The organism is Mycobacterium sp. NGS62 (assembly GCF_059812285.1).
This window is the reverse complement of the sequence record NZ_JCALCK010000001.1, coordinates 1,018,384-1,043,933: the sequence shown is the minus strand read 5'-3', so window position 1 is coordinate 1,043,933 and position 25,550 is coordinate 1,018,384. Positions and strand designations below refer to the sequence as shown.

The following is a 25,550-nucleotide window of genomic DNA, read 5'->3' as shown; positions in this document are numbered from 1 at the left end:
GCCGTCGATTCACCCGAATACGATTGCAATCCTTGGGGTTCCATTGCTCTAGTAGAGGTAGACCTTGGCGTCATTGCCTCCTGTGCACGTGATCCAGGGGTCGTCGCCATTGGCAACGCACGTCATCAGGAAGTCGTTGCCGGAGCATGGGATGGGTGTACTTGCCTTCGCACTCACATCACCGCACGGCACCGTGCCGCCAGCGACAACCTCACGCGAGTCGCGGCTCGGCGAGGGATAGGTGTTCCAATAGGACTGCAGAACATTGTTCGCAAATAGACAAGACGTTTCAGTGGTACCACGCCCTGAGTTCGTCGCCCACCCTGAACGGTCCGGGCGGTGATACCCGTCGGAACAGTTCACACCGTAAGAGTCCGGCGTCTGCACCAAATCAGGCGGAGGCACCGACGCAGTCGGTGTATTCGCGTAACTCGTCGTCGAGGTGGTTTCTGAATCGGACGGGTAAGTCGAAGCTTCGGTGGTGGTTGTCGGTGTGGCGGATGGGGTGGAGTTGTCTTTGGTGGCAAGTACGGCGATGACCACGATCAGCGCGGCGACGACGACGGTCGCCAGACCGAGTCCGACCCACACTGGCGTCCTCGATGGGCTGGCTGCCGGTGGCGCCCATGCCGGCGGTGGCGGCGGTGGCGCTGGCGGTCTGGACTGTGCAGTAGGCGTCGGTGGTCTGGACTGTGGGGTAGGTGTTGGCGGTCTGGAGTGGACGATGGGGATGGGCGGCGGATCGGGTGCGACGCTGACTGGTGCTGCCGCTGCTGCTTTGGCTTTTGTCCGGTGTTGGGCGTGTTCGATGGCGTGGCCCAGTACGTAGGTCCAGGCTTCGGGTAGTGGGCGTTGGTGTGGTTGGTTGGTCAGTGTGTCGGTGATGATCTGGCGCAGCAGTTCTGGTGTGGTGGGGGGTAGGTGGTGGGGGTTTTTGGTGTCGTGGTCGCCGGCGAGCAGGCGCAGGGCCAGCAGTCCGAGTTTGTAGGTGTCGGTGTAGATGGTGGCTAGTTCTTCACCGGGGGGTGCGTCCCAGCCCGGGGTTTCCATTTGGGGCAGCGCCGAGACGGTGTTGATGCGCATGGCGTCGCAGTCGATGAAGTAGGCCGCTTGGTGTGGGGTCAGGGCGAATAGCAGGTTTTTCGGTGAGATGTCACCGACGCAGACGCCGTGTTTGTGCATGAACGCCAACGTGGAGGCGACCTCGCGCAACAACGTATAGCGCTGGGCGTCAGTGATGTTGAGGCCGCGTGCGGCCAGCACTGAGGAGTGGTTGAGCAGGTGCTGAAATTCTGCGGTGGTCTTTGACACGCCTTTGACGGTGGTCAGGTCGATGAAGAATTCGTCGGGGATGGCCGGCATCACGAAGCCCGTTGGGGCGCCGTCGTCTTCGACGAGGGCGCAGGGCCAGGCCGCAGTTGAGATCAGCCGTTCAGCCTCGGAGTACGTCAGCGAGTCCTCCACCAGCGCGGGCATGGCGGCTAGCGCACTGAAATCAACTCCGGCGCGCATCGAGGCCTTGTATTCCTTGTAAACCATCGACGTCGCGAACTTGGTCTTGACGTTGGGCGCCCGATACACCACCCCCTGGCCGCCTTGACCGATCTTGGCCAACACACCCAACCTGTCACGCGCGATCACCGGCCGCGCCTTCGCCGGCTTTCTACGCTGCTGGGAAGGCGGGGCCGCGGCCAGGGTCGAGTCGGCGGGCTGTGGCTGGTCTGTGTCGGCTGCGGGTGCAGGTTGGGCCGCGGCTGCCAGCAAGGTGGGAGCGGAGCGCGGAGTGCCTGCTGTGGTGGTAGTGGTCAGGGCTTGCTGGGCGGCGGTGGCCAACTCCCGGGCGCTCTGATAGCGCTGATCGGGGTTTTTGGCCATGCCCGCTGCGATCACGTCGTCGAAGGCCGCTGGAACGGCGGGATTGACGCGGCTGGGTTTCGGCGGGTCCAGCGTCAGGTGTCCGCCGATTTGTTGTTCCATGCTGTCACCGGGGAAGGGTGGGGCACCGGTCAAACATTCGTAGAGCACACATGCCAGTGCGTAGACGTCGGCGCGGGCATCAGCAGTACCGGTGGTGAAGCGCTCCGGGGCCATGTAGGCCCACGTACCCACCATCATGCCGGTATTCGTTAGCTTGGTGGCCGCCGCGTCGTGAGCGATCCCGAAGTCGATCAGGTACACGAAGTCGTCGCCCGTCACCAGCGCATTCGACGGTTTGATGTCCCGGTGCACCAGCCCGACGGCATGCGCCGCGTTTAGCGCTGCAGCCAGTTGCGTGATCACCTGCACGCTCCGTTGCGGGTTCATCGGCCCGTCACGAGCCAGCAGACCGTGCAAGTCGATGCCGTCGATAACCGGCATCACCAGATACAGCTGGCCGTCGACTTCTCCGGTGTCGTAAATCGGGATGATGTGCGGCTCTGTCAGCCGGGCTGCGGTGTACGCCTCGCGGCGAAACCGTTCCCGATAACCGGGCTCAATGCTTAGTTCGGTGGGCAGCACTTTGATCGCCACATCGCGGCCGATCACGTCGTCATGGGCCTTGTACACCTTGCCCATGCCGCCCTCGCCGATCAACGCGATCAGCCGGTACCGCCCGAAACCCACCTCGTCCACTGCGGCCTCCATCACCGCATCCCCCGTTGGCTCATGCTAGCGAACCACCCCCGTGCTCACAGTCGATTCGACAACGAGCTCGGCCACATCCCGCGGTCCCCTTCGCATCTCGTCTTTCAGCCGCCGCACCACGAGGGATTGGAGCCGCAGAAGAGCCCCTCGTCCTTACCGCCGATGGTCCAGTGGATGGTGTCCAGCTCGCCCAGCCTGGCTGCCACTGGCTCACCTACCGAAAACTGTGGATCCGAGCTGGCGGTGACAATCCCACTGGCGGTGTCGCCTGAAACCGACATCAGCCTGAAATCCAGTGTGTTGTAAGGTATGTCAGCCATTGACGTACAGCTCGGGCAGTCCATCATGTAATGGAACTGCCCGGTGCCGGCAGTGTCGATGACGATACTTTCCCGCGCCCCGCGCCATTCCCGCACGAACGGCGCCAACCCCGGTATGCCGGCGCTGGTCGAAGGTGGCGCCTCCGATGATGGCGACCCGGGTTGCGCGATTGCCTCGGAATCGGACGGGTAGGCCGATGCCTCGCTGGTGGTTGCCGGTGTGGCCGATGGGGCGGAGTTGTCTTTGGTGGCAAGTACGGCGATGACCACGATCAGCGCGGCGACAACCACGGTCACCAGCCCGACCCCAACCCAGAGTGCCGCTTTGGATGAGCTGGCTGCCGGTGGCTCCCACGCCGGCGGTGGCGCCCATCCCGGCGGCGGTGGTGGCGGTGGCGCTGGCGGTCTGGAGTGTGGAGTGGGCGTTGAAGGTCTGGAGTGGACGATGGGGATGAGTGGCGGCTCCAGTGGGGTGCTGGGTAAAGCCGCTGCGGCTGCTCCCATCTTTGTTTGGTGTTGGGCGTGTTCGATGGCGTGGCCCAGTACGTAGGTCCAGGCTTCGGGTAGTGGGCGTTGGTGTGGTTGGTTGGTCAGTGTGTCGGTGATGATCTGGCGCAGTAGTTCTGGTGTGGTGGGGGGTAGGTGGTGGGGGTTTTTGGTGTCGTGGTCGCCGGCGAGCAGGCGCAGGGCCAGCAGTCCGAGTTTGTAGGTGTCGGTGTAGATGGTGGCTAGTTCTTCACCGGGGGGTGCGTCCCAGCCCGGGGTTTCCATTTGGGGCAGCGCCGAGACGGTGTTGATGCGCATGGCGTCGCAGTCGATGAAGTAGGCGGCTTCGTGTGGGGTCAGGGCGAATAGCAGGTTTTTCGGTGAGATGTCGCCGACGCAGACGCCGTGTTTGTGCATGAATGCCAGCGTGGAGGCGACTTCACGCAACAACGTATAGCGTTGGGCGTCAGTGATGTTGAGGCCGCGTGCGGCCAGCACTGAGGAGTGGTTGAGCAGGTGCTGAAATTCTGCGGTGGTCTTTGACACGCCTTTGACGGTGGTCAGGTCGATGAAGAATTCGTCGGGGATGGCCGGCATCACGAAGCCCGTTGGGGCGCCGTCGTCTTCGACGAGGGCGCAGGGCCAGGCCGCAGTTGAGATCAGCCGTTCAGCCTGGGCGTAAGTCAGTGAGTCCTCTACCAGCGCGGGCATGGCGGCTAGCGCGCTGAAATCAACTCCGGCGCGCATCGAGGCCTTGTATTCCTTGTAAACCATCGACGTCGCGAACTTGGTCTTGACGTTGGGCGCCCGATACACCACCCCTTGGCCGCCTTGACCGATCTTGGCCAACACACCCAACCTGTCACGCGCGATCACCGGCCGCGTCATCGCAAACCTCCCACGAGCGTTATCGACCCGGTCAGTACGAGTCAAAGTTCTGGGCTGCGACGGCCATTCCGTGGCCGGTCGCATCGTTGATGAAGCGCGACCAGCCGCCGCTGGCCACGATCGTCCAGCCGTTGGCGTGATAGGTCTGGCCATTCGAGAGCTGCTGCATCGCCGAAGACGAGCCGATATCTGCAGGATTTCGATCGACGATGCCCACGGTGTTGACTGCTACCTCGGGCGCGGGATCGGTACACGTATAGGCGTTGGTAATGACCTCTCCCGGGATACACGTCTGGCATGTGACCTGATCCGCGGTGACTAGACAGCCCGTCCCCGACAAGGTCTTGAAGTACGCCGACGTGGGGACCGCCCTTGGCGGGGGCGCCAGTGGCGGATTTTGCGCTGAAGTGGGTGGGGATTGCGCGGTTGGGACTAAAGACGCCGGCGCCGGTTGTGCGGTCGGGGTTTGCGACCGGTGGGACTGCTTCACGAGCACATAGCCGGCGACGGCGACCGTGCCGACCAAGGCCGCGATGGCCACCCAAAGCGCGGCGATCAGAGCTGCACCGCGCTGAGGCTGCGCAGTCGTTGGGATCGCCCGAGCACGGGGCTGGTCGGCCGGTGGCAGTGTCTCAGGGATGTCGTTGTGCCATTGTTGGCCATCCCAATACATCCGGCCCGGCTCGCCGCTGGGGTCCGGGTACCAGTCGGCGCCCCGTGGCTGAGTCATCAGCTTCTTCTCCTCGGGGAAGAGGTCCAGCGGCGCGACTGGCGTGATCGCGCGGGCTGGCCGCTGGTATCGATTAATGAAGTCACGGCAACACTGGCGGAATGGCCTTGGAGGATCCTTGGCGCGCCTTGGTCGAACATTGTCAGCACAGCCGACCCGTCATGTTCGATCACCCGCGGTGTCATTGCAGTCCTTCCACGGCACTGGGTTTCCGAGGCTGCACCGCGGTCTCGGGATCCACCGGTATTCGCGGCCAAACTGCAACCAAGGTCCGGTCGTCGTCGAAGGTTTCCCGGCTGAAGTCCACCGCGTGGGCGAACTCGATCAGCGAAGGCGCCGACGCTTTCGTCAAGACTTCGCGGAACAAATCGCCCACCCCGCCTTGTCCGGTTCCCAGCGGATCACCGATTCCGTCGGTGCCGATCAACAGCACATCGCCGTTGGCCACATCGACCACTTGGGGCGTGACTTCGGTTGGCACGCGAGGCAACCCAACAACCGCGGATGAGGCGATCCCCGACTCTGCGGGCACCTTGCCGGCGAGGATCTCGACGAACTGGCCGGCTGAGAGCAGCCATGCAGCCGAATCGCCGACACTCACCAGATGAGCGCGCAGGGCTCCTGGGCCGGTGGGTTCGACGATCGCACACACCAAAGTGGTTGCGAGTTCCTGCTCGGCGCGTACCGGATTGGGGGCGTCAAGTCCCAGAAGGTTTTGCGCTCGTTCGTTGAGCGCCCACGCGGTGCTTTTGAGCAGGGCCAACCAGTCGGTGCCGACGATGTCGTCGCTCAACTGAGAATGCAGCCATTCGGCGGCTTGCTTGATGGCGGTGCTCGCGCCGATATGCGACTGTAATGCGCCCGAAACACCGTCGGCCACAAGGACAACCACGCGTCCATCAGGGAGAAGATGCGCCGCGAAGTCATCTTGGCGTGGCGCCCCGTTATAGCGGTGCAGGTGTCCGCGCTGTGACACGCCCCGCACCGTCATGGCGTCGGTGGACCACCCATCGATCACCACATCGGGACGAAAAGGCAACGAGCAATATTCCGTAGCAATTGCTGATGGTTCCACCGCCGGCGAGGGTGACCCGACTGTGATTTGCGGGATGACGGTGGCCCCAACGACTTCGGCAACCCTTGGAATGTCAGACTCCGCTGCGCTCGGTGCTATCGGCTCGGCGGGGGAAGCTGTTGGCTGCACTGCCGGCGGTGGGAGCGGCGCAGCAGAGTCCTCGTCGCGCGGTCCCCCGTGCTTTCGGTTTCGCCACGCGATCATGAGCGTTCGCCTACACGACGTCGACGGCTAAGGTAAACCCTTCTGGTTTTTCGAATTGCAGTTCAGCCGAGCCGGTCGCGATGGCCTGCCCTGAGCTGATGACCGACTGCGTCAGCGAGGTGAGGAACTCGGAGATCGCCGCGCCCGCATCGACTCCGCGGGCGGCAACGAAGGCGAAGTGGGGCTTGGTCGCGACCTCACCTATGACGGCCGCGTCGGCATCCCCAATGCCAAAGGCAAGGATGTTGGGCGCCGCGGGTTGGGTTAGCAAGTTCGCTCGAACTGAGCGCCAATCCTCGTTTTCGTTCGGCAGCCCATCAGTCAAGAAAAACACCGCGGGCCGATGCACGGTGTACCCCTGAGCTTTCAAGCTGGGAACGTCGACGCTGATGCGGTAGGCGAGTTGGTCGAATGCCGCGGCATACGAGGTCAGGCTTTGCGCGGTCAGCACCGGCATCCCCTGGAGGACACGCAAGTCGGCGGGTTCAAGGTAGGTAAACGAAGTATCGGAAAAGCCGATCACCGATAACCGAACCTTGGCGGCGGCGAAGGACTCTCGTTGCAATGCGTCGTGCAACGAAGCTAGGCCATTGTTGAGTTCGTCGATATTGCGGCCCATCGAGCCGGACTCGTCGGCAACGAAGTAGACCAGAAGAATCGATCCTTTGGGCTCCACCACAGGACACCCCACTCTCTCCGAGTGGCTGGGCTGACCAGCACAACCGCCGTAACTCGGCGGTCAAAGTGTACTGCCGCACTCGCCCATGGGGACCGTTTCTTTGGCATTAGCCAAAACATGAAGCCGGCTGGCTACTAGGCGCGAAATGGCCGCAAGCGCTGGGGTGACACTCTTGGTAGGCCGCGACCCGTCCTTCGAGGCGCCGCACTACAAGAGGCAACGGCAACCTTCCTCCCATTTGTCACAGTCAGCGCCCGCTCGCGGGATCGGTCGAGGTTTCAGCCCGGGGCGACGCGCTGGGTCCAACCGCCGTGCGGCTCTGGATGGTCCGTCGATCACCGACGCAGAATCAGGGCTACTAAGGCTCGGAATCCCACGCGCCCAACTGGTTACGGACTGTGTCCCGGCGGGTCCATCTGGTTAGGCGATGCGACAGTGCCGGGGTATCCGCATTTGAGCGCGATCGTGGCTGGGTCGTGTTTGGCTTGGGCTTCGGCGTGGAGGCAGTCGTTGCACGCCGCGGTGACGCTGCCATCAGGGGTTGCGCAGGGCACGGCCTGGGCGGGCCGAGCTGGCGCGAATGCGGAGGCAATGACGGCTACTGAGAGCGCTGTCAGAGCGACTTTCATGGGAAACCTTTGCGCGATACGGGCTTGGAACTTCATGGTTTTACCTCCCTATCTGGGCAGCTATTGGCAGAACTGGCGTTCGGCGGCGAGCGGGTCGGCCGGGATCCGCAGGCTCGTGCGGGACAGCGAGCCGGTCAAGTTGTGCCAGAAGCGGGCCGGGCTCATTGGTTGATTCACCGAATCCATGAGTTCTTTGAGGCTGGTGCAGGACAGGGCATGCCGAGCCGCAAGCGCTTGCGCCTTCGTCACTTCTTTCGTGTCTTTCATGTTGTTGATCGCGGCGGGGTCGGCGTACTCGCCCAACACCCACGCAGGCGGCAGCCACTTCTCGTGACCCGGCCTACCGCGCTGTTGCAGCAGCAGATGGCCGGCCGCTGGGGAAGCCAGTCCGTTCGGGTCGATCACGGTGCCGTCTAGCGGCATCACCGCGGCCGCGACACCCATGTTGTGGTACACAAAGCCAATTCTGTCTGGCACCGACGGTGACATCGGGATGGTCCACGGTGCACTGTGTGGGCTCCCGATGCCCATCACTAGCGTGCGGTCACCGCGGTCGATCAGGCCGACGAGCATGGGCAACTCGTTGAAATTCCGGAAGCGCGAATCGGTTGTAGTGAGGTCCGGGCTACCGGCGTAGTGGACCGTCTCGTAAGCGCGCTCGTTCGCGATGTCGCCCGGGCCGTAGTGCTGCCCCTGGTATGGCGGGTGCAGGCCCAGCCCGGCGACCAAGGCCCACACCGTGACCAGCGGGGCGCCAACCAGATTGGCGCGTCCGGCCGGCAGCATCATCACCGGCAACAGCAGCGCGAACATGACCGGAATCCACATGCGCGCATGCATGTAATCGCCGCCGACCTTAACTACGTACAACCCCAGCAGTAGGCCAGTGAGCACGGGCGCGGCGAACAGGATGGTACGGCGCCGGTCGATTGCGGTCCGGTTGCGCAGCAATCCGACGCTGACAAACGCGATCAGCAGCAGCGGAATCCAAAGTCGGTAGGGGTCGAAGAAGTCGGTGAGGTATCCGATCCCGCGTCCCCACAGAGTGTCGCCGGCTTCTTTGGCCAGGGCCGGCATCGGAACCATGATGCCGTAATAACCCATGCGGAAGATCTGATACCCGGCCGGCAGCAGCGCGCCAATCCCGGCGTAGGCAAGTGCGCGTCGCCAGCCCGGCCGCACGATCAGCAGCAGCGTGATCCCGAATACGCCGGTGGCCAACGCGAAGTCCGGCCGGACGAGCGGACCGACGCCGACCACGATCGCAACCGTGGTAAGCCGTGCGCGGCTTGTCTTTTCGGTGACCGACACCAGCAGCCACCACACCAGGCCAAGCCAAAAGAGGGAAAGACCGGTTTCCAGTCCGGATGTGGCGAACTCCCAAAACGCAAGGATCCCAAGGGGTACCAGGGCGCCCACCGGTAGTAGCACGCCGGTCGCACCGCACTGCCGGTGCAAGGTAACACTGCCGCGTAACGCCAGCGCCATGCCGGCGACCGCGAGTACCAGGCCGAGCATGACCGCGTCGACCGCGATGTCACCGCGGGCGAGGAACGCGAGCGCGGCCAACAGCCATGTCCACAACGGGCTGGTGTCAACCTCGTCGCGCTCGAACGGGTTGAAGTTGGGGCCGGCGCCGGCCAGAATCTGCCGTACCTCGCGGACCACGATCATGCCATCGTCGCTAATCCAGCGGTGCTCGAAGGCGAGCACGCTGAAGAGCACGACGGCCAGGGCACCGACGGCCAGGGTGATAAACGATGTGGCACGGTCGGACATCCGGAACCGGCTGCCGGCATCCGGGTTGGGCGCACGGGAGGCGGCCGGGGGGGTTGCCTCAGGCGGCAGCAGGTCGCGCCGGGCCGGCGGCAGAGTTGTCGTCTGCGAGGCTTCGGCCGGCGGGCCGATGATTGTGCTCATGACCCGCGGATTTGAGGGCAGGACAGGTCGGAAGTGAGATTCCTACTGTCGTCACCCTCGTGCGTCCACTGCGCAGCGGTCAGCTTGGTCGTACCCGGACACAGTGCTGTGTCACCCCCTGCTAGAACGGCCATGGGTGAGACCTCCTTGGACACGGCGGACCCGCGCCGCAACCGGTAGCGCCAAATATCACATACTTCTGATCGTTGCAACTCGTTTGGGAAAAGAGTTAACAGTAATGTTTGTGGCTCTGGGTAACCCGGATTGATCAAGAGGGACACATTGCGGGGCTCCAGGTCCGGCAGCAGATCATGATTTCGCGGACCGTGCTTTGGTCCAGGGTGTTGTCATGGTCCTGGTCCTTCTCCGGACGAAATTCGGCTCAGAAACGGCATGCCGGCGATGTCGTAAAGTGCCGGTCGCGCAAAGACTGCCGCCGCCGCCTTGGAGGATTCTCAATGGATTGTTGGCGTGCCGGCTCCATGAGACGGTGACCCGACGATTCGGTGCAGTGCCTGCCCGCCTGATCATTGCGTCCCACCAGGTCGCTCCAGTCGCCTAAATCGGCGATCGTGGTCGCCGATTGGTCCGGCCGCGTCACAATAAGAGGCGACGCCGCCGACGACCGGGAGGGCTGGAAAGGCGATGGTCGAAACTCGTCTCGAGTTTGGTCTTCTCGGACCGTTGTCGATGACCGTGGCGGGTACGCCGGTGGCATTGGGCACGCCCAAGCAGCGGGCGGTGTTGGCCATGCTGCTGATCAACCGTAATCGTGCGGTCAGCACGGCATCGCTGATCAACGGCGCCTGGGATCAGTCGCCCGCACCGGCGGCACGCGCAAGCATCCACTCCTACGTCTCCAACCTGCGCGGGCTGCTGGGCGGCGCCGAGGTGGACCCCCATGCGGTATTGGCCAGCGCACCCCCTGGCTATCGACTGTATGTCGCTGACGGCGACTGCGATCTGGACCGATTCATCGCCGAGAAGACTGCGGGCATTCACGCTGCCGCAGCGGGACAATTCGAGCAAGCCAGTAGTCATATGGCGGCCGCGCTGGCCGAATGGCGCGGGCCGGTACTTGATGACTTACGCGACTTCACCTTTGTCGAGCCGTTCGCGACCGCGCTGATGGAAGACAATGTGTGGGTTCACATCGCCCGCGCTGAAGCCGAAATCGCCTGCGGCCGGGCCCATGCCGTTATCGGTGACCTCGAAGAACTCGCTGCCGAGCATCCCTACCGTGAACCGTTGTGGGCGCAGTTGATCACCGCGTACTACGTGGATGAACGCCAGTCCGACGCACTGGAGACCTATCGGCGGCTCAAAACGACGCTGGCTGAGGATCTGGGCATTGACCCGGGCCCGACCGTCGAGGTCCTGCACACGCGAATTCTGCGCCAAGAGCGTCTGGATACCAAGCATGCTGGCAAAACCACTGCGGCACGTGCCCTTGCCACCGCGCATCCCGCTCTTATTCGCCGGTCTGTTGTTGCCGGTTTGCGCGATGCATCCGGTCGGCGCTATCCGCTACAGGCGCCGGCGACACGGATAGGGCGCCTGGCAGAGAATGACATCGTTCTCGACGATGCCGAAGTTAGTCGACGTCATGCCGTAATCATCGATACCGGAAGCAGTTTCATGATCATTGATTTGAAATCGGCCAACGGCGTGTTGGTGCAGGACCGGCCCCTGGATCCCAATGCCACCCTCGCCGACGGAGACCACATCCGGATCTGCGGCCACGAGTTCACTTTTGAGCTCCAACCATAACCAAAGCGTCGCTTCGCCGATCCTGAGTCGTGCGCCTAAAATTGCGCAGTACTTCAGTTCACTCGGCCCTGCCGCCTAGGTGTTTGGTGAGGAACCGGTCGGCCCGATGATAGAAGTCGAGGCGGTTCTCGGGCTTAACCAATCCGTGCCCCTCGTTCTCGTACATCACGTACTCGTGATCAATCCCACGCTCTTTCATGGCCGCGACGATCTGTTCTGACTCCGCCCGTTTCACGCGTGGATCGTTCTCGCCCTGGGCGATGAGGATGGGTATTCGGATGTCGTCGACTTTCGACAGCGGCGAACGCGACCATAGAAAATCTCTGTCTTCGCCGACTCGCTTGTGCCACATCGCGATCATCGGCTTCCAGTACTCGGGAAACGACTCGATGAGTGTGTTCAGGTTGGATGGGCCGACCATAGATATCGCGCACTTGAAGACGTCGGGGGTGAATGTTGCACCGATCAGCGCAGCATACCCGCCGTAGGATCCGCCATAGATGGCGAGGCGCTCACGGTCGACAAGGCCCTGCGCTGCAAGGTGATTGATGGCGTCCAACAGATCGTCGTGCATTTTGGCGCCCCACTCGCGGTTACCCGCGTTCAGGAAGTTCTTGCCATAGCCGCTGGACCCGCGGTAATTCACGTGCACGCACAGGTAGCCGCGGTTCGCGAGCCACTGTGCCTCGGGGTCCAGTCCCCAACCGTCTCGAGCCCACGGGCCGCCGTGCACGACGAGGACAGCCGGCAGGTTGGTGCGCTCGACGCCGGACGGGAAGGAGAGGTAGCCGTGAATCGTCAGCCGGTCGCGCGCGGCGAAGGTGAAAGGCTCCATCGGCACCAGCGGGTAGTCGTTGAGTTGCGGGCGGTGGTCGAACAGGAACGTCGCGGTCTGGGTGGCGCGCTCCCAGGTATAGAACTTCACGGGTCCGGCGTCGTTGTCGAAGGCGACCAGCCACGTCGTGTCGTCATCGTTTCGCGCGCTGATCACCAAGTCGCCTGCGCTGAGCCGCTGCAGGGCTTCGATGTCAGCGCGGACCGCGTCGTCGAAGACCTTGTACTCCAGGCGATCGCCGTATACCGTCACCGCCTCGATCTCTCGCGTGTCGGGGTGCCGCATCACCCCTGCAATGTCGTAGGTGGGATCCTCAGCGATCACCTGGATGGCACCGGTCGCGATGTCCATCTTCACCAGTCGCCCAGTGTTCGAGTCGACGGATGTCTGGATATACATGCCCAGATGGTCCTTCGTGAAGCCAACGGGCCCTGTCGATTCCGCATCCTCGGGTGGTGCCTGCAGCAACGGCCGCCAGTCGGCGGCCTCGTCGTCGCGTACCGAAATGACCGCGCTGCCATCGGCCGTCATCGCCACCGCGCCACGGACCTTCAGGTCGTGGTTGATCACCCAGCCAAGAAAGCCCGGGTTCTCAACGATCTTCTCCAGCTGTCCGGTTGTCAGATCCAGGTGGTACACATCGTGCAGTTGCGGATTGTCCTTGTTCAAGCCGATGAGCACCTCGTTCGGAAAGTCCTTGCTGTGAGCGATGACTCGGCATTGCACACCGTCGAGCGGCGTGAGGTCGCGTTCGACACCGGTTTCCAAGTCGACGTCGTAGAGGCGGAAGTTCTCGCTTCCGTCGTTGTCGCGCACATACATGATGTGGCGGTTGTCGTGGGCCCAAAAGTAGCCCTGGATCCCGCGGGCGGTGTCGTGGGTCACCGGACGCTCGTCTCCCGTTCCGGCCTCGCCGACGAACACGTTGAGCACGCCGTCAAGTGGTGCAAGATAGGACAACCGCCTGCCGTCTGGCGAGATCTGTGCGGCCATCCGTTCTGGGTGGCCCAAAAGTACTTCGAGCGGGATGAGCTTCACATCGGCCATGCGCGGCCTTCCTGTCTGGAAGGAGAGTAAGCCTCCGCGTGTGGTAACGGTGCCCGATTTGTCGATGGGGATGGATCCGCCTGGCTACTGTTCGCCGAGCACGGGTCATCGCTGTTTGCTACATTCCCGTTCTGCGTTGGTATATAACCATCAGAACCAACACGATGCGGCCCGGAGAGGCTCGGTCGATGTGCGAAGTTGACACGCTCGCCCAGCCAGCTGATAGCCATGCTCACCCCGCACGTCGACGGCTCGACTTCCGGTGGTCGACACTGGTAATTCTTCTCGTCGCGGCGGCCGTTTCCGTGGTAGTGCTGACTACGCTCCCGACGCTGTGGTCGCCCCGCATCGGCCTGCTGGTAGGCGGTGCGGATTACTACGTTTACCGCGACGGCGGTGACCATCTTCTCAAAGACCTGCCGCTCTACGCCAAGCCCCTCGGCGGCGGTCTGCTCCTGTACATCTACCCGCCGTTCGCCGCGCTTATTTTTGTGCCGTTGGCTTGGTTGCCCGACCACGCTGGCGAATTCATCTGGTTGGCGACCAACCTCGTGATGCTGATTGCAATCGTGATGCTGTGTTTTCGGATACTTGGCTACCGAATTACGCCGTACCTCGCCGGCATCTGCGCACTGCTCGCGATTGCTTGCGCGTTTTTGGAACCGGTTCGCCACACGCTGTTCTTCGGGCAGATCAACCTGCTGCTGATGCTGCTGGTGCTCTGGGACGTCTCGTGTGGGGAGCGCAGCCGATTCAAAGGGATCGGCATCGGCCTCGCCGCGGGCATCAAGCTCACGCCCGCCTACTTCGTCTTGTACTACTTGCTCGTACGCCAATGGCGAGCCGCCACGGTCGCCGTCGTCACGCTCGCGGCGACAATTGGGCTGGGATGGCTGGCGCTTCCCGACGACTCCTGGCAGTACTGGAGCGGAAAATTCGTTGACCCCGGCAAAATCAGCAGGTCCCTCTTCCACCCCGACAACCAATCCGTGCGCGGAGCGATTGCCCGGCTCACCAGAGAGGTGCCGCCCCCCTGGTTGTGGCTGCTGGCCGATGGGTGCGTGGTGGCGATCAGCATGTGGATCGCCGTGCGTCTGTACCGCCGCGGAGAAGCATCGCTCGCGGTCACCGTGGCGGGATCAAGCGCTTGCGCGGTGTCGCCGTTTTCATGGAGCCATCACTGGGTGTGGTTCGTACCGATGGTCGTCTACTTCGCGCATCGGGCGCTGACCAACGCGTGGTGGTGGGTCGGGGTAGTGGCATCGTTCGCGGTAATGGGTTCATGGCCGTATACATGGCCCGGTGAACGCAGGGCGCATGTCAGTCTGTACCTGTTCTCGCCAACATGGGGTCGATGGCAGCCCCTGGTGAATCTGCACCTGATGGTCTATGCCGCCCTGCTGATCGTCGCGGGCCTCATCGCCAGCCGTCTAAAGCGCGCAGGTCGCCGCGGCCAGGCGCCGGGGGAAGCACCCCCGACGAGGCAGCCGGCACCGACGGCCGGGGCAGTTTGGTCATCGGACGCCGGGGCACCCGTGGCGACGGCGTCGCACCCGACGTCCGATCAAGGCGGGGCCTGATTGGCCAACTGAATATTGCCGCCGTCAGCCCGAGCTGAAGCGTTCGGGCTTAATTCGCCTTCAGAGGATTTCGTAGGTAGGCGGTCGCGATAACAATCGGTGACTTTTTCGCAGGCGAGCATCTGACGGGTGGTCGCCATTTGTCTACATTCCCGTTCTGCGTTGGTATATAACGATCTGACGTAGTCCGTTGTGGGCCAGAGAGGCTCGGTCGATGTGCGATGTTGCTGCGGTCGCCCAGTCACCGGATGGTCATGCTCAGCCCGCACGTCGACGGCTCGGTTTCCGGTGGTCGACAGTGGTGATCCTCCTCGTCGCGGCGATCGTTTCGGTGGCATTGCTGACCACGCTCGTGGCGTTGTGGGAGCCCGGCATCGGTCTGCTAGTGGGATGGGCGGATTACTACGTGTATCGCGACGGCGGTTACCACGTTCTCAAAGACCTGCCGCTCTACGAAACGCCCCTCGGTGGCGGCCTGCTCCTGTACATCTACCCGCCATTCTCCGCGCTTATTTTCGTGCCGTTGGTCTGGCTGCCGAGTGACGCGGGCAGGTACATCTGGTTTGCAACCAATGTTGTGCTGCTGATTGCGTGCGTGACGCTGTGTTTCCGGCTATTGGGCTACCGACTCACGCCCTACCTCGCCGGCATCTCAGCGCTGCTCGCGCTTGCGTGCGCGTTTTTGGAGCCGGTTCGCACCACGCTGTTCTACGGACAGATCAACCTGCTGCTAATGCTGCTGGTGCTGTGCGACGCCTCGCGCGGGGAACACAGCCGACTTAAAGGGATCGGCGTCGGCCTCGCGGCGGGCATCAAGCTCACGCCCGCCTACTTCATCTTGTATTACCTGCTCGTCCGCCAGTGGCGAGCCGCCGGGGTCGCCGCCGTCACGCTCGCCGCCACAATCGGGCTGGGGTGGCTGGTGCTTCCCAGCGACTCGTGGCAGTACTGGCGCGGAAGTTTCGTTGACCCCGGCCGAATCAGCAGGTCCCTCTTCCGTGTCGGTAACCAGTCTGTGCGCGGCGCGATTGCACACCTTTCGGGAGCGGTGCCGCCAACGTGGTTGTGGCTGCTGGCCGATGCCTGTGTGGTGGCGATCAGCATGTGGGTAGTCGTGCGCCTGTACCGCCGAGGCGAACCTCTGCTGGCGCTCACCGTTGCAGGGCTGAGCTCTACCGCGGTGTCGCCGTTTTCCTGGGGTCATCACTGGGTGTGGTTTGTACCGGTGATCGTCTACCTCGTACATCGGGCGCTGACCAACGCGTGGTGGTGGGCCGGAGTAGCCACAATGTGGGCGGTGATGGGTTCATGGGCATCTGCACGTCCCAATGGCCTTCCGCCATCGCGCATCGGTCTGTTGTTTGTGCCGACATCGGTGCAATGGCGGCCGCTCGTAGAGAATCTCTACCTGATCGTCTATGCCGTCCTGCTGATAGTCGCGGGCCTTATCGCGCGCCGTCTAAAGCCTGCCAGTCGCCGCGGCCTTCCGCCGGGGGAAGGACCCGCGACGAAGCCGCCGGCACCGACGGCCGTGGGAATTTCGTCATCAGACGGCGGCGTATCTACACCCGTGGCTACGGTGTCGCACCCGCAGTCCAAGCAAGGCAGGACATGATTCGCTAACTGACCATTGTCGCGATCTTCTCCAGCTGTCCAGTTGTCAGGTCCAGGTGGTACACGGCGTGCAGTTGCGGATTGTCCTTGTTCAAGCCGATGAGCACTTCGCTTCGGAAAGTCCTTACAGTGGGCGACAGTCGGACACCGTCGAGCGGTGTGAGGTCGCGTTCGGCACCCGCTTCCAAGTTGACGTCGTAGGTGCCCGCAGTTCTTCGCGATGCCAAAACTGTTGCAGAATATTGTTATTGATCCACGACGACGCGACCTCAATGGCCTTCGCGCTTATCACCTGTCGAAACTGAAGCACTGCAGCGCGTTTCAGAAGTCCGGTGCGGCAGCGAGGAGCCGCTCTGCGGCTTTGGTAGTCTCAAAGTCGCGCATGTCGCGGAAACTTTTGGCGGCCCGAAAGCATGGAAACCACTCGATCGCCAGACCCCTACAAGGTTTACTAAGACCGAAGCGCATCAGTGACCACATCCGGCCTCGACGTGCCGCATCAGATGCGACGCGCGTCGACTACTCGGTTTTGTGCATTCGGCGAATTTTCTGGGCGTACCGGTGCGATGATTACCGCCAAATCCGATCGCCGGCTACAGGTGAGGAGACAACGAGGGAAACGTGTCCGCGGATGACACCTGCTGGGGGTGTTCCATCGTCACAGCCGGGGGGGACATCGCATAACGGGGCGCGCCGCCGATGGGGGCGCACCGGTAACCCGAGCTTCGATCACCGTGCCCGCAGCGGGCCGAGTTACCCACAAGTCACCAAGAATTTTCCAAGTCGTCGGGTGAAACCTCAATGTGAACGGATGCAAGGAGCGGTTGCAGGACCAGTCCACGGCATCAGGGCACTAGGACCCGCACGTCGTACGGAGAAAGTCAAAGAACATGGCTACACAACCAACGCCCGCGGGCTGGTACCCCGACCCGACCGGCAATTCCAGTCAGATGTATTGGGATGGCAAGCAATGGCATCAAGGTCAGACACCGCCAACCGGCTCCGGGCTTACCCCGTTCTCCGGGGCGCAACCCGCGGTCGGGCACGCTCCTCAGCAGCCGGCGGGTAACGCGTACGGGTACAAGATGCCGATCCTCTACGCAATTGGGGGTCTGCTGTTGCCACCGCTCGTCTTGTTCCTCATGGGAGGAGATAGAAAGACGTGCCTCATCATGCTTTGTATGTGGCCAATCATTCTGCTCTTAATGTTCGCGTTCTTCCTCGGAGTGATTCCCTGGATCGGCCTCTACATCTGGTCCGCAGTCGCGTGCCACCAGGAGGCTGTGAAGCAGAACCAAGCGCATGGGTTTGCGTCTTAGGCGCAGGGTAGTCGCTCCGCTGTGAGCCGCCGGCAGCGCCTTGCGCTCCAAGAATTCGCCAAGACAACTACCGCACCCTTAGCAGGGGCGTATGACTCCGTCCTCCGGATACAGCTTTACGCTGCGGTTCCGGGTGTTTCGGGAAGTTGGGACGATATGGCAGCAACTGCCAAGGCTCGAGAAGCGCCTATTCGTCCGCATTGTTTTGGGTTGCCGGAGGGGCCCAACGGTTCGAATCGACGTGCTGAAGCAGCTATCTGGCATACCGAATATTCAGTGACCGATGATGTTGCGCGGCCACGCTTTTTGACTTCGGGTCGGCACGGGGACGCTGACAACAGCGGTTCGCGGGAGGTTCGTAATGGACGGAAATCAACGCCCTGAAAGCGCTGACGCAGCAGCGGGTAACGCGGTGCCCGGGAACCCACTCGGGTTGGGGTTGGTCCTCGTCGGCGCGGCTGCTACGGCGGTCTCCGTGTTTTTGCCGCTTGCCCAATCGGCCTATGGGCTACCAATAGTCGGGAACAACAGCCTTTTCCAGGTACTCGGCTGGCATGCGTTTTGGATCCCGTTCTTTCTTGCCCTCACTGGCTATCAGGCCAGCCAGGGCAAACGGGTTGGGCGCTGGTCACTCATCGGCGTGTGTGTTATCGCCGCGGTGGGCATCGTGCTGCTAGCCAATGACAGGGGCATGCGGACTCTTTACCCTGTTGGTTCCGGCGGGGTCCCCGATACCTCCCAGCCTGGGTTGGCAACCAGTTTCGCTATCGCGATCTATGTTGCGGGCGCGGGGGTCGTTGTCGCATTCCTAGGCGCACTGGCCTTTTTTCAGAGTGCACGCAAACAAGTAACGAACGTCGGACCCGCCCGCCAGGGTCGCAACGGGGTGCGTGAAACGCGCGTCTCCTCGGTGCCGGTCGGAGACTCAGAGCCGGAACACGGTGTGCTAGAAGCGGAGTCGTCAGCGGTAGAATTCGAGTCATCTGCTGGTGCGGCGCAGCCGAGCGCCATCCGATCTCGCTTGCAGTCGACGTGGCCGTTGATCGCGGCGATCGTGGTGATCGTGGCCACCGTCGCCAGCTACTTCGTTCTGGCCCGGCCAACCACCTCGCAGCCCGCCACTGCCTCGCAGACCCCTCCGAGCCTGACTCCCGCTCAGGCCGCGCTGGAAAAGCTGCTACTCAGCCCCGGCCAAATCAATGCCGCGATGGGCTTGACCGGATTGACGGTCGGGGGAACGGCTAACGCGATGCTCAACCTGGCTTCGAAGTTGTCGGACGAGGCTTGCCAACCCATAGCCAGCCCAGCGGAAGCCGAAGTCTATGAGGGCAGTGGGTGGAGCGCCGTGCTGGGCCAGGAGATCCGTGAGCCCGGCAGCTCGTTCAGGCATGGTGTCGACCAGTTTGTGGTGTCCTTTCCCTCCGCACAGGATGCGAGCGCGTTCTTCACCGCCTCCGCGCAACGCTGGCTGGCTTGTGCCAACCGGCAATACACAATTGCCATGATGGGCCAGGCCATGGTGCACACCGTGGGGCCGGTCTCCAACACCGACGGCACCCTGAGCGTCACCCACACCCAACCGCACGGCGATGCAATTTACACCTGCCAGCGGGCGCTGACCGTGGCTAAGAACATCGCCATCGACGTCGCGGCGTGCAGTCTCGACCAGTTCGACTCTCAGTCCGACGCCGCAGTCGACATCGCGCATCAGATCGCCGCCAAAGTACCTACCACATAGCGGCATTTGGCTGGCTGATAGCTGGCGCACGGCGTGCTATGCCATGCGCATCGACGAAACGCATAGGCCACGAGAGGATTTCGACGAGCGCCCGAGGACCCACCAGCACGACGGGTCCAGGGAATCCGGTCGTTGTCCAAGGCGCCCGGGTGGACGGTCGCGTTGTTCCACTGCGCACTGGTTAATTCCTCGGACGCGTCAGTCTGTAGGGCCACCCGACGTAGTCGGCGGCTTCTCCGGCACTTTTTTCCGGGGCGGGTTGTACCAGAGAATCAAAAACAACGCGAAAAAGGGGGCGAACCCGGGGCCGCCATAAATGAGGGCAATAAGGAACCCGCCGAGGAAGAACCCGGCCTCACCGCCTACGTATAGGGGCGCATGAAATGCGAACATGCTGACAATTCCGCCCACGATGGCAGCGACCGCGGTTAACCTCAAGGCCACCTGATACCCCAGCCCCGCCTCTTGCCGCCGTATCGCCATCGCTTCCTTGCGGCTCTGGGCTGGCATTTGTAAGCCCTTTCTCCCCACTGTGTTCCATCATGCTCCGAGGCCAGCCGTACTGGCAGGCAATACGTAAGGTACGACAGGATTCTTGACGGATTCTTGGCGAGTTCCTTGCGGCCCGCCCCGTGGGCGGAGGAGCGATCGGCTATCTGTATGGGCTCGACCACACCCTCGAACTGTCACCCCTCCGACCTAAAAACGAGTTCACTGATACGCAAAGCCAATGGATGCCAATGAGAAAGCGCAACCTGACGCTGGCGTGGGCCAGCCCACCAACCCAGCGACAACGGTCAAGTCAGCGTGTTCTCCTCCAGCGCGACGCGCAACCGGCCCAGCGCCTCGCGGACCTGCGCGCCGTCCGTCGTCGGCCAGAATGGCGGTAACGACGCGTGCAGGTAACCGCCGTAGCGGGCGGTGGCCATCCGGGAGTCGAGCACCGCGACCACGCCGCGATCATCCATACCCCGCAGCAGCCTCCCGGCGCCCTGCGCCAGCAACAACGCGGCATGGCTGGCGGCCACGGCCATAAAGCCGTTACCGCCGTGCGCGGCCACCGCGCGCTGGCGGGCCGAGAGCAGGGGGTCATCGGGCCGCGGGAACGGAATTCGGTCGATGATCACCAACGACAGCGACGGGCCGGGCACGTCGACACCTTGCCATAGCGACAGCGTGCCGAACAGCGACGTCTCGGGATCGTCGGCGAACTGCTCGACCAGTGCCGCGGTGCTGTCGTCGCCTTGACACAGCACTGGTGTCGAAAGTCGTTGGCCCATCGCCTCGGCGGCTGCCCGTGCCGCGCGCATCGAGGAGAACAATCCGAGCGTCCGCCCACCCGCGGCGGTGACGAGGTCGGCGATCTCGTTCAGCTGTTCAGCGGAACCGGTGCCGTCGCGGCCCGGCGGAGGCAATTGTGCGGCAACGTAAAGGATCCCGGCTTTGGCATGCTGAAATGGCGAACCGACATCCAGTCCGCGCCACGGAGGCTGGTCGTCGCCGCCGGTAAGCCCCCAGGCCGAGGCCATCGCGTCGAAGCTGCCGCCAATGGCCAGCGTTGCCGACGTGAGGACCGTGGTAGAGCGTTCAAATAACCGGCCGCGCAACAACTCTGCCACCGAAAGGGGCGCGACCCGCAAGATCGCCCGCACACTACCGCGGTTGTCTTCGTGGTCCAGCCACATCACGTCGGTGCGGTCAGGGATCGCCGGGATGAACGAGGCCAGCATGCGCGCCGCGGTGTCGCTGATATCGGTCAGTGCGGTTACGGCTTCCGCGCGCGCCGAGGCAGCCTTTGGGTCGCTCGGCGCCGTGTCGATGGCCGATCGGGCTCTGGCCGACGCATCCCGCAGCACTGTCAGATAGCTGGCCATCTCGTCGTCGAGGCGATCCATTCGCCCCGGTGATGCGTCGTGGATCGCCGCTGAAAGCGTGGCAGTCGCGGCCTCCAGGCGTTCGGAGAGTTCGGGATCGATCAGGCGGGCGGCGCGCCGATGGGCGGCGCCCAGCGCGGTCGCCGACAGTTCGGCCGTCGCGACTGAGGTCACCCGGTCGACAAGGTCGTGGGCTTCGTCGACAACGAGCAGGTCATGCTCGGGCAGCACCGCGGCTTCTGAGATGGCATCGATGGCCAGCAGTGCATGGTTGGTGACGACGATGTCGGCGGCGCCGGCGCGGCTTCTGGCCTTCTCCGAAAAGCAATCGGTACCGAACGGGCAGCGTGCGACGCCGATGCATTCTCGCGCCGAAACGCTGACCTGGCCCCAGGATCGGTCGGGCACGCCTGGCCGAAGCTCGTCGCGGTCGCCGGTTTCGGTATTCGATGACCACTCGACCAGACGCAGCACGTCGCGGCCCAGCGCGCTGGTAGCCATCGGCTCGAACAACTCTTCCTGCGGCCTGCCGTCGGGATCGCTGACCGAACCATTGTGAATCTTATTGAGGCACAGATAGTTTCCACGACCTTTGAGTAGCGCGAACTCGGGTCGTCGGGGCAGGGCTTCAATCAGTGAGTCGGCCAGCCGGGGCAGGTCGCGGTCCACGAGTTGGCGTTGCAGCGCAATCGTGGCGGTTGAGACCACGACTGTTCTGTCGTCGGTGATTGCGCGAAGGATCGCAGGCACCAGGTACGCCAACGACTTTCCGGTGCCGGTGCCGGCCTGCACGGCAAGATGCTCGCCGGTTTCGAAAGCATGCGCGACGGCGGCGGCCATCTGCACCTGGCCGTTGCGCTCACTGCCGCCCAGCGCCGCCACCGCGGTGGCCAGCAGGTCGGGCACGGACAGCTCGGTCGTGATTACTCCTGGTCGATTTGGTGCTGCGGGACTGGGATCTGGGTCGTAGGAATCGCGGGGTCGCCGTGCGACAACATCAGACCCTCCCACGGCAAGCTTCTCAAGCCGGCGGCCACCCGCGTGCGCGCCACGCCCAGGTTTACCTCGACCACCGACTCGCCGCCGCGGACCAGCGGAATCGTCAACGGGCGGCAGGTATCGGCGGTTTTGGGGGGACGACCCGCCGGATAGACGACCTCCTCGGTGATCGTCCCGCTCTGGCGGGACAGCCGCAGCGCCTCCTTGCGGCCGCCCACAGACTCTTTGCGGCTGCTGCGCTTCTGCACCGGGATCCCGTCGACTTCGACCAGTTTGTAGATCATGTTCGCCGTTGGGGCACCCGACCCGGTGACCAGCGAAGTGCCGACCCCGTAGCTGTCCACTGGCTCGGCGCGCAATGCGGCGATCGCGAACTCGTCGAGGTCACCGGACACCACGATGCGGGTTCGCGTCGCACCCAGCCGATCGAGCTGCTCGCGGACCTGGCGGGCCAGTACCCCCAGCTCACCGGAGTCGATGCGCACCGCACCGAGTTCGGTTCCGGCGGCGGTCACCGCGTTGGCCACCCCGGACGTGACGTCGTAGGTGTCGACTAGCAGCGTGGTATCGACGCCCAGCGCGTCGACCTGGGCGCGGAATGCGCCCGTCTCGTCGGGGCCGTCGCGACCGGTGTGCAGCAGGGTGAAGGCGTGCGCGGCCGTGCCCTCGGCGGGTACGCCGTATCGGTGCTGGGCTTGGAGGTTGGAGGATGCGGCAAAGCCGGCGAGGTAGGCGGCACGCGCTGCGGCGACGGCGGCCTGCTCATGGGTGCGCCGAGACCCCATCTCGATCAGCGGCCGGTCCTGCGCGGCGCTGACCATGCGTGCAGCGGCCGAAGCGATCGCGGTGTCGTGGTTGAAGATCGACAACGCCAGTGTTTCCAACACGATGCATTCGGCGAAACTGCCATGTATTGAAAGCACCGGCGACCCGGGGAAATACAGCTCGCCCTCGGCATACCCGTCGATGTCGCCGCGGAACTGATAGTCGCCGAGATAGCGCAAGGTCTCGGCGTCGAGGAACTCCGCCAGTGACGCGAGTGCGGCATCGTCGAACCTGAACCGCGGCAACGCTTCCAGGAACCGGCCGGTGCCGGCGACCACCCCATACCGCCGTCCTGCCGGCAGCCGTCGCGCGAACAGCTCGAAAGTAGTCCGGCGGCGAGCCGTCCCATCGCGCAATGCTGCCGCCAGCATCGTCAACTCGTATTTGTCGGTCAGCAGCCCAGCGCAGGCCGAGTCGTCCACACCGCAACGGTATCGGCTGACGTGGCCAGCGCAATTGCTCGGTATCCTGGAAGTCATGGTTGCGTCAGCGCCGGCCAAACCGGGAACCAGCGGGCAACGCCAGGCCGATGCGGTCGAGGTCACGGCCAGTCCATGGGTCACCATCGTGTGGGACGACCCGGTCAACTTGATGAACTACGTGACGTATGTCTTCCAGAAGTTATTCGGATACAGCGAGCCGCACGCCACGAAACTGATGCTGCAGGTGCACAACGAAGGCAAAGCCGTGGTGTCGTCGGGCAGCCGGGAGTCCATGGAGGTCGACGTGTCCAAGCTGCATGCCGCCGGACTGTGGGCCACCATGCAGCAGGACCGGTGAGATCGAGGCGTGCGCAAGTGGAAGCGGGTCGACACCGCCGATGGCCCTCGTTTTCGATCCGCTCTGGCGCTGCACGAGGCGACATTGCTCAAGAATCTGGTCAGCTCGATGATGGGGCTGCTCGAAGATCGGGAATCCTCTTCTCCGGCAGATGAACTCGAGCAGATTACCGGTATGCGAACTGGTAACGCCGAACCCCCGGACAATGCGACACTGCGCCGGCTGTTACCGGACTTCTCCAAGCCCGACGACGACGCGCCTGATTCCGCGGACAGTCTCAACGCCGCGCTACGCAGTTTGCACGAGCCGGAAATCATCGATGCCAAACGGGTTGCGGCACAAGAGCTATTGGATACGTTGCCCGAGGGTGGTGGCCGCCTCGAGCTGACCGAAGGCGCCGCCAATGCCTGGATCGCAGCTGTCAATGACCTTCGCCTCGCCTTGGGCACCATGCTCGACATCCGCCCCGACGGCCCGGATCGGCTGCCCGACGACCATCCGTTGGCTCCACACCTCGACGTCTATCAGTGGCTGACCGTCCTGCAGGAATACCTGGTGCTCGCGCTGATGGGGACTCGATGAACTCGATCACCGACGTCGCCGGCATCCGGGTGGGCCACTATCACTGGCTGGACCCCGATGCGACGCTCGGCACCGGTTGGGCCAGCGGCGTCACCGTGGTCGTCACCCCGCCCGGCACCGTCGGTGCCGTCGACGCCCGCGGCGGCGCTCCGGGCAGCCGCGAAACTGACCTGCTCGACCCGGCCAACAGCGTGCGCTACGTCGATGCGGTGCTGCTCGCCGGTGGCAGTGCCTACGGGCTGGCTGCCGCCGACGGTGTGATGCGCTGGCTGGAGGACCGCGGTCGCGGTGTGGCGATGGACGGCGGTGTGGTGCCCATCGTGCCGGGTGCGGTCATCTTCGATCTGGAGGTCGGCGGCTGGGGATGCCGGCCGACCGCGGAGTTCGGCTTCGCCGCCTGCGAAGCGGCCGACGCTGACGACGCTGCCGTAGCGGTCGGAACTGTGGGTGCCGGGGTAGGCGCCCGCGCCGGTGTGCTCAAAGGCGGTGTCGGGACGGCGTCGACGACCCTGGAAGGAGGGGTGACCGTCGGCGCGGTGGTCGCGGTGAATTCCGCCGGCGACGTCGTCGACAAGGCCACGGGGCTGCCGTGGATGGCGAGACTGACCGACGAGTTCGGGTTGACGGCGCCCCCGGCCGAGCAGATCGCTGCGTTGGCGCAACGGGAAAGCCCGTTGAGTCCGTTGAACACCACGATTGCGGTGGTCGCTACCGACGCCGCGCTGAGCTCGGCCGGCTGCCGGCGGGTGGCCACCTCCGCCCACGACGGCCTTGCTCACACCATCCGCCCTGCGCACACCCCACTGGACGGCGATATGGTGTTCGCGCTGGCTACTGGCGCCGTCGAGGTCGTCGCACCGGCCGACACGCCGGCCGCGTTCTCGCCCGAGACCGCGCTGGCGACCGCTGTCGGCGCGGCGGCGGCCGATTGCCTGGCTCGCGCAGTGCTGGTCGGCGTGCTGGCCGCCGAGTCAGTGGCCGGAATACCGGCCTACCGGGACCTGTTGCCCGGAGCATTCAAGTAAGGAAGA

General features: G+C 63.7%; 20 protein-coding genes. 8 read left to right on the top strand and 12 right to left on the bottom strand.

Translation table 11 applies throughout. The features are described from left to right. Window positions 1-48 precede the first annotated feature (48 nt). The 7 genes from AC5Y49_RS04635 to AC5Y49_RS04605 form a co-directional block, all read right to left on the bottom strand. Window positions 49-2,625: a serine/threonine-protein kinase gene (locus tag AC5Y49_RS04635; RefSeq protein ID WP_499884571.1), complete on the bottom strand. Its 2,577-nt coding sequence runs from the start codon at window positions 2,623-2,625 to the stop codon at window positions 49-51. 104 nt (window positions 2,626-2,729) lie between these two features. Next, window positions 2,730-4,319 carry a serine/threonine-protein kinase gene (locus AC5Y49_RS04630; protein ID WP_499884570.1) on the bottom strand — a complete coding sequence of 530 codons (1,590 nt, stop codon included), beginning with the start codon at window positions 4,317-4,319 and terminating at the stop codon, window positions 2,730-2,732. A gap of 31 nt (window positions 4,320-4,350) precedes the next feature. Then, on the bottom strand, window positions 4,351-5,049 hold the full coding sequence (locus tag AC5Y49_RS04625) for a DUF2510 domain-containing protein (RefSeq protein WP_499884569.1): 699 nt from the start codon (window positions 5,047-5,049) through the stop codon (window positions 4,351-4,353). A gap of 181 nt (window positions 5,050-5,230) precedes the next feature. Then, entirely contained in the window at window positions 5,231-6,088 is an 858-nt protein-coding gene (locus AC5Y49_RS04620; protein WP_499884568.1) for a protein phosphatase 2C domain-containing protein, read from the bottom strand. Between the two features lie 250 nt (window positions 6,089-6,338). Further along, window positions 6,339-7,004 (bottom strand): vWA domain-containing protein, encoded by a 666-nt coding sequence (locus AC5Y49_RS04615; protein ID WP_499884567.1) that lies wholly within the window; start codon window positions 7,002-7,004, stop codon window positions 6,339-6,341. Between the two features lie 392 nt (window positions 7,005-7,396). Next, window positions 7,397-7,636, bottom strand: coding sequence for a hypothetical protein (locus tag AC5Y49_RS04610; RefSeq protein WP_499884566.1), 240 nt, complete (start codon window positions 7,634-7,636; stop codon window positions 7,397-7,399). A 60-nt stretch (window positions 7,637-7,696) separates the two neighbouring features. Next, window positions 7,697-9,556: an arabinofuranosyltransferase AftB family protein gene (locus tag AC5Y49_RS04605; RefSeq protein WP_499884565.1), complete on the bottom strand. Its 1,860-nt coding sequence runs from the start codon at window positions 9,554-9,556 to the stop codon at window positions 7,697-7,699. Window positions 9,557-10,201: 645 nt separating this feature from the next. Here AC5Y49_RS04605 and AC5Y49_RS04600 point away from each other — a divergent pair. After that, entirely contained in the window at window positions 10,202-11,326 is a 1,125-nt protein-coding gene (locus tag AC5Y49_RS04600; protein ID WP_499884564.1) for a BTAD domain-containing putative transcriptional regulator, read from the top strand. A gap of 58 nt (window positions 11,327-11,384) precedes the next feature. On the opposite strand, the gene AC5Y49_RS04595 is transcribed toward AC5Y49_RS04600, so the two are convergent. Then, on the bottom strand, window positions 11,385-13,208 hold the full coding sequence (locus AC5Y49_RS04595; RefSeq protein ID WP_499884563.1) for a S9 family peptidase: 1,824 nt from the start codon (window positions 13,206-13,208) through the stop codon (window positions 11,385-11,387). 188 nt (window positions 13,209-13,396) lie between these two features. Between AC5Y49_RS04595 and AC5Y49_RS04590 the strand changes: the two genes are divergently transcribed. Together AC5Y49_RS04590 and AC5Y49_RS04585 are read left to right on the top strand one after the other, a co-directional pair. After that, window positions 13,397-14,788 carry a glycosyltransferase 87 family protein gene (locus AC5Y49_RS04590; protein WP_499884562.1) on the top strand — a complete coding sequence of 464 codons (1,392 nt, stop codon included), beginning with the start codon at window positions 13,397-13,399 and terminating at the stop codon, window positions 14,786-14,788. Window positions 14,789-15,002: 214 nt separating this feature from the next. After that, window positions 15,003-16,403 (top strand): glycosyltransferase 87 family protein, encoded by a 1,401-nt coding sequence (locus tag AC5Y49_RS04585; protein WP_499884561.1) that lies wholly within the window; start codon window positions 15,003-15,005, stop codon window positions 16,401-16,403. Window positions 16,404-16,407: 4 nt separating this feature from the next. Here AC5Y49_RS04585 and AC5Y49_RS04580 read toward each other — a convergent pair whose 3' ends face one another. After that, the gene (locus tag AC5Y49_RS04580) at window positions 16,408-16,629 is read right to left on the bottom strand and encodes a hypothetical protein (RefSeq protein ID WP_499884560.1); all 222 of its coding nucleotides are present in this window, start codon (window positions 16,627-16,629) and stop codon (window positions 16,408-16,410) included. A 663-nt stretch (window positions 16,630-17,292) separates the two neighbouring features. Here AC5Y49_RS04580 and AC5Y49_RS04575 point away from each other — a divergent pair. After that, window positions 17,293-17,721, top strand: coding sequence for a DUF2510 domain-containing protein (locus AC5Y49_RS04575; protein WP_499884559.1), 429 nt, complete (start codon window positions 17,293-17,295; stop codon window positions 17,719-17,721). A gap of 1,021 nt (window positions 17,722-18,742) precedes the next feature. After that, on the top strand, window positions 18,743-19,459 hold the full coding sequence (locus tag AC5Y49_RS04570; protein ID WP_499884558.1) for a sensor domain-containing protein: 717 nt from the start codon (window positions 18,743-18,745) through the stop codon (window positions 19,457-19,459). Between the two features lie 198 nt (window positions 19,460-19,657). On the opposite strand, the gene AC5Y49_RS04565 is transcribed toward AC5Y49_RS04570, so the two are convergent. From AC5Y49_RS04565 to AC5Y49_RS04555, 3 genes are all read right to left on the bottom strand, one after another. Beyond that, on the bottom strand, window positions 19,658-19,969 hold the full coding sequence (locus AC5Y49_RS04565) for a hypothetical protein (protein WP_499884557.1): 312 nt from the start codon (window positions 19,967-19,969) through the stop codon (window positions 19,658-19,660). A 287-nt stretch (window positions 19,970-20,256) separates the two neighbouring features. Next, window positions 20,257-22,257, bottom strand: a complete 2,001-nt coding sequence (locus AC5Y49_RS04560; RefSeq protein ID WP_499884663.1) for an ATP-dependent DNA helicase — start codon at window positions 22,255-22,257, stop codon at window positions 20,257-20,259. Then, window positions 22,257-23,636: a nicotinate phosphoribosyltransferase gene (locus AC5Y49_RS04555; protein ID WP_499884556.1), complete on the bottom strand. Its 1,380-nt coding sequence runs from the start codon at window positions 23,634-23,636 to the stop codon at window positions 22,257-22,259. Before AC5Y49_RS04555 ends, AC5Y49_RS04560 begins: the two co-directional genes overlap by 1 nt. Between AC5Y49_RS04555 and clpS the strand changes: the two genes are divergently transcribed. The 3 genes from clpS to AC5Y49_RS04540 are packed head-to-tail and all read left to right on the top strand — an operon-like array spanning window position 23,635 to window position 25,544. Continuing rightward, window positions 23,635-23,937: an ATP-dependent Clp protease adapter ClpS gene (gene clpS, locus AC5Y49_RS04550; RefSeq protein WP_499884555.1), complete on the top strand. Its 303-nt coding sequence runs from the start codon at window positions 23,635-23,637 to the stop codon at window positions 23,935-23,937. The genes AC5Y49_RS04555 and clpS overlap by 2 nt on opposite strands. A 9-nt stretch (window positions 23,938-23,946) precedes the next feature. Then, window positions 23,947-24,519: an oxidative stress transcriptional regulator AosR gene (gene aosR / locus AC5Y49_RS04545; RefSeq protein WP_499884554.1), complete on the top strand. Its 573-nt coding sequence runs from the start codon at window positions 23,947-23,949 to the stop codon at window positions 24,517-24,519. Then, window positions 24,516-25,544, top strand: coding sequence for a P1 family peptidase (locus AC5Y49_RS04540; protein ID WP_499884553.1), 1,029 nt, complete (start codon window positions 24,516-24,518; stop codon window positions 25,542-25,544). Before aosR ends, AC5Y49_RS04540 begins: the two co-directional genes overlap by 4 nt. The last annotated feature ends 6 nt before the right edge of the window (window positions 25,545-25,550 follow it).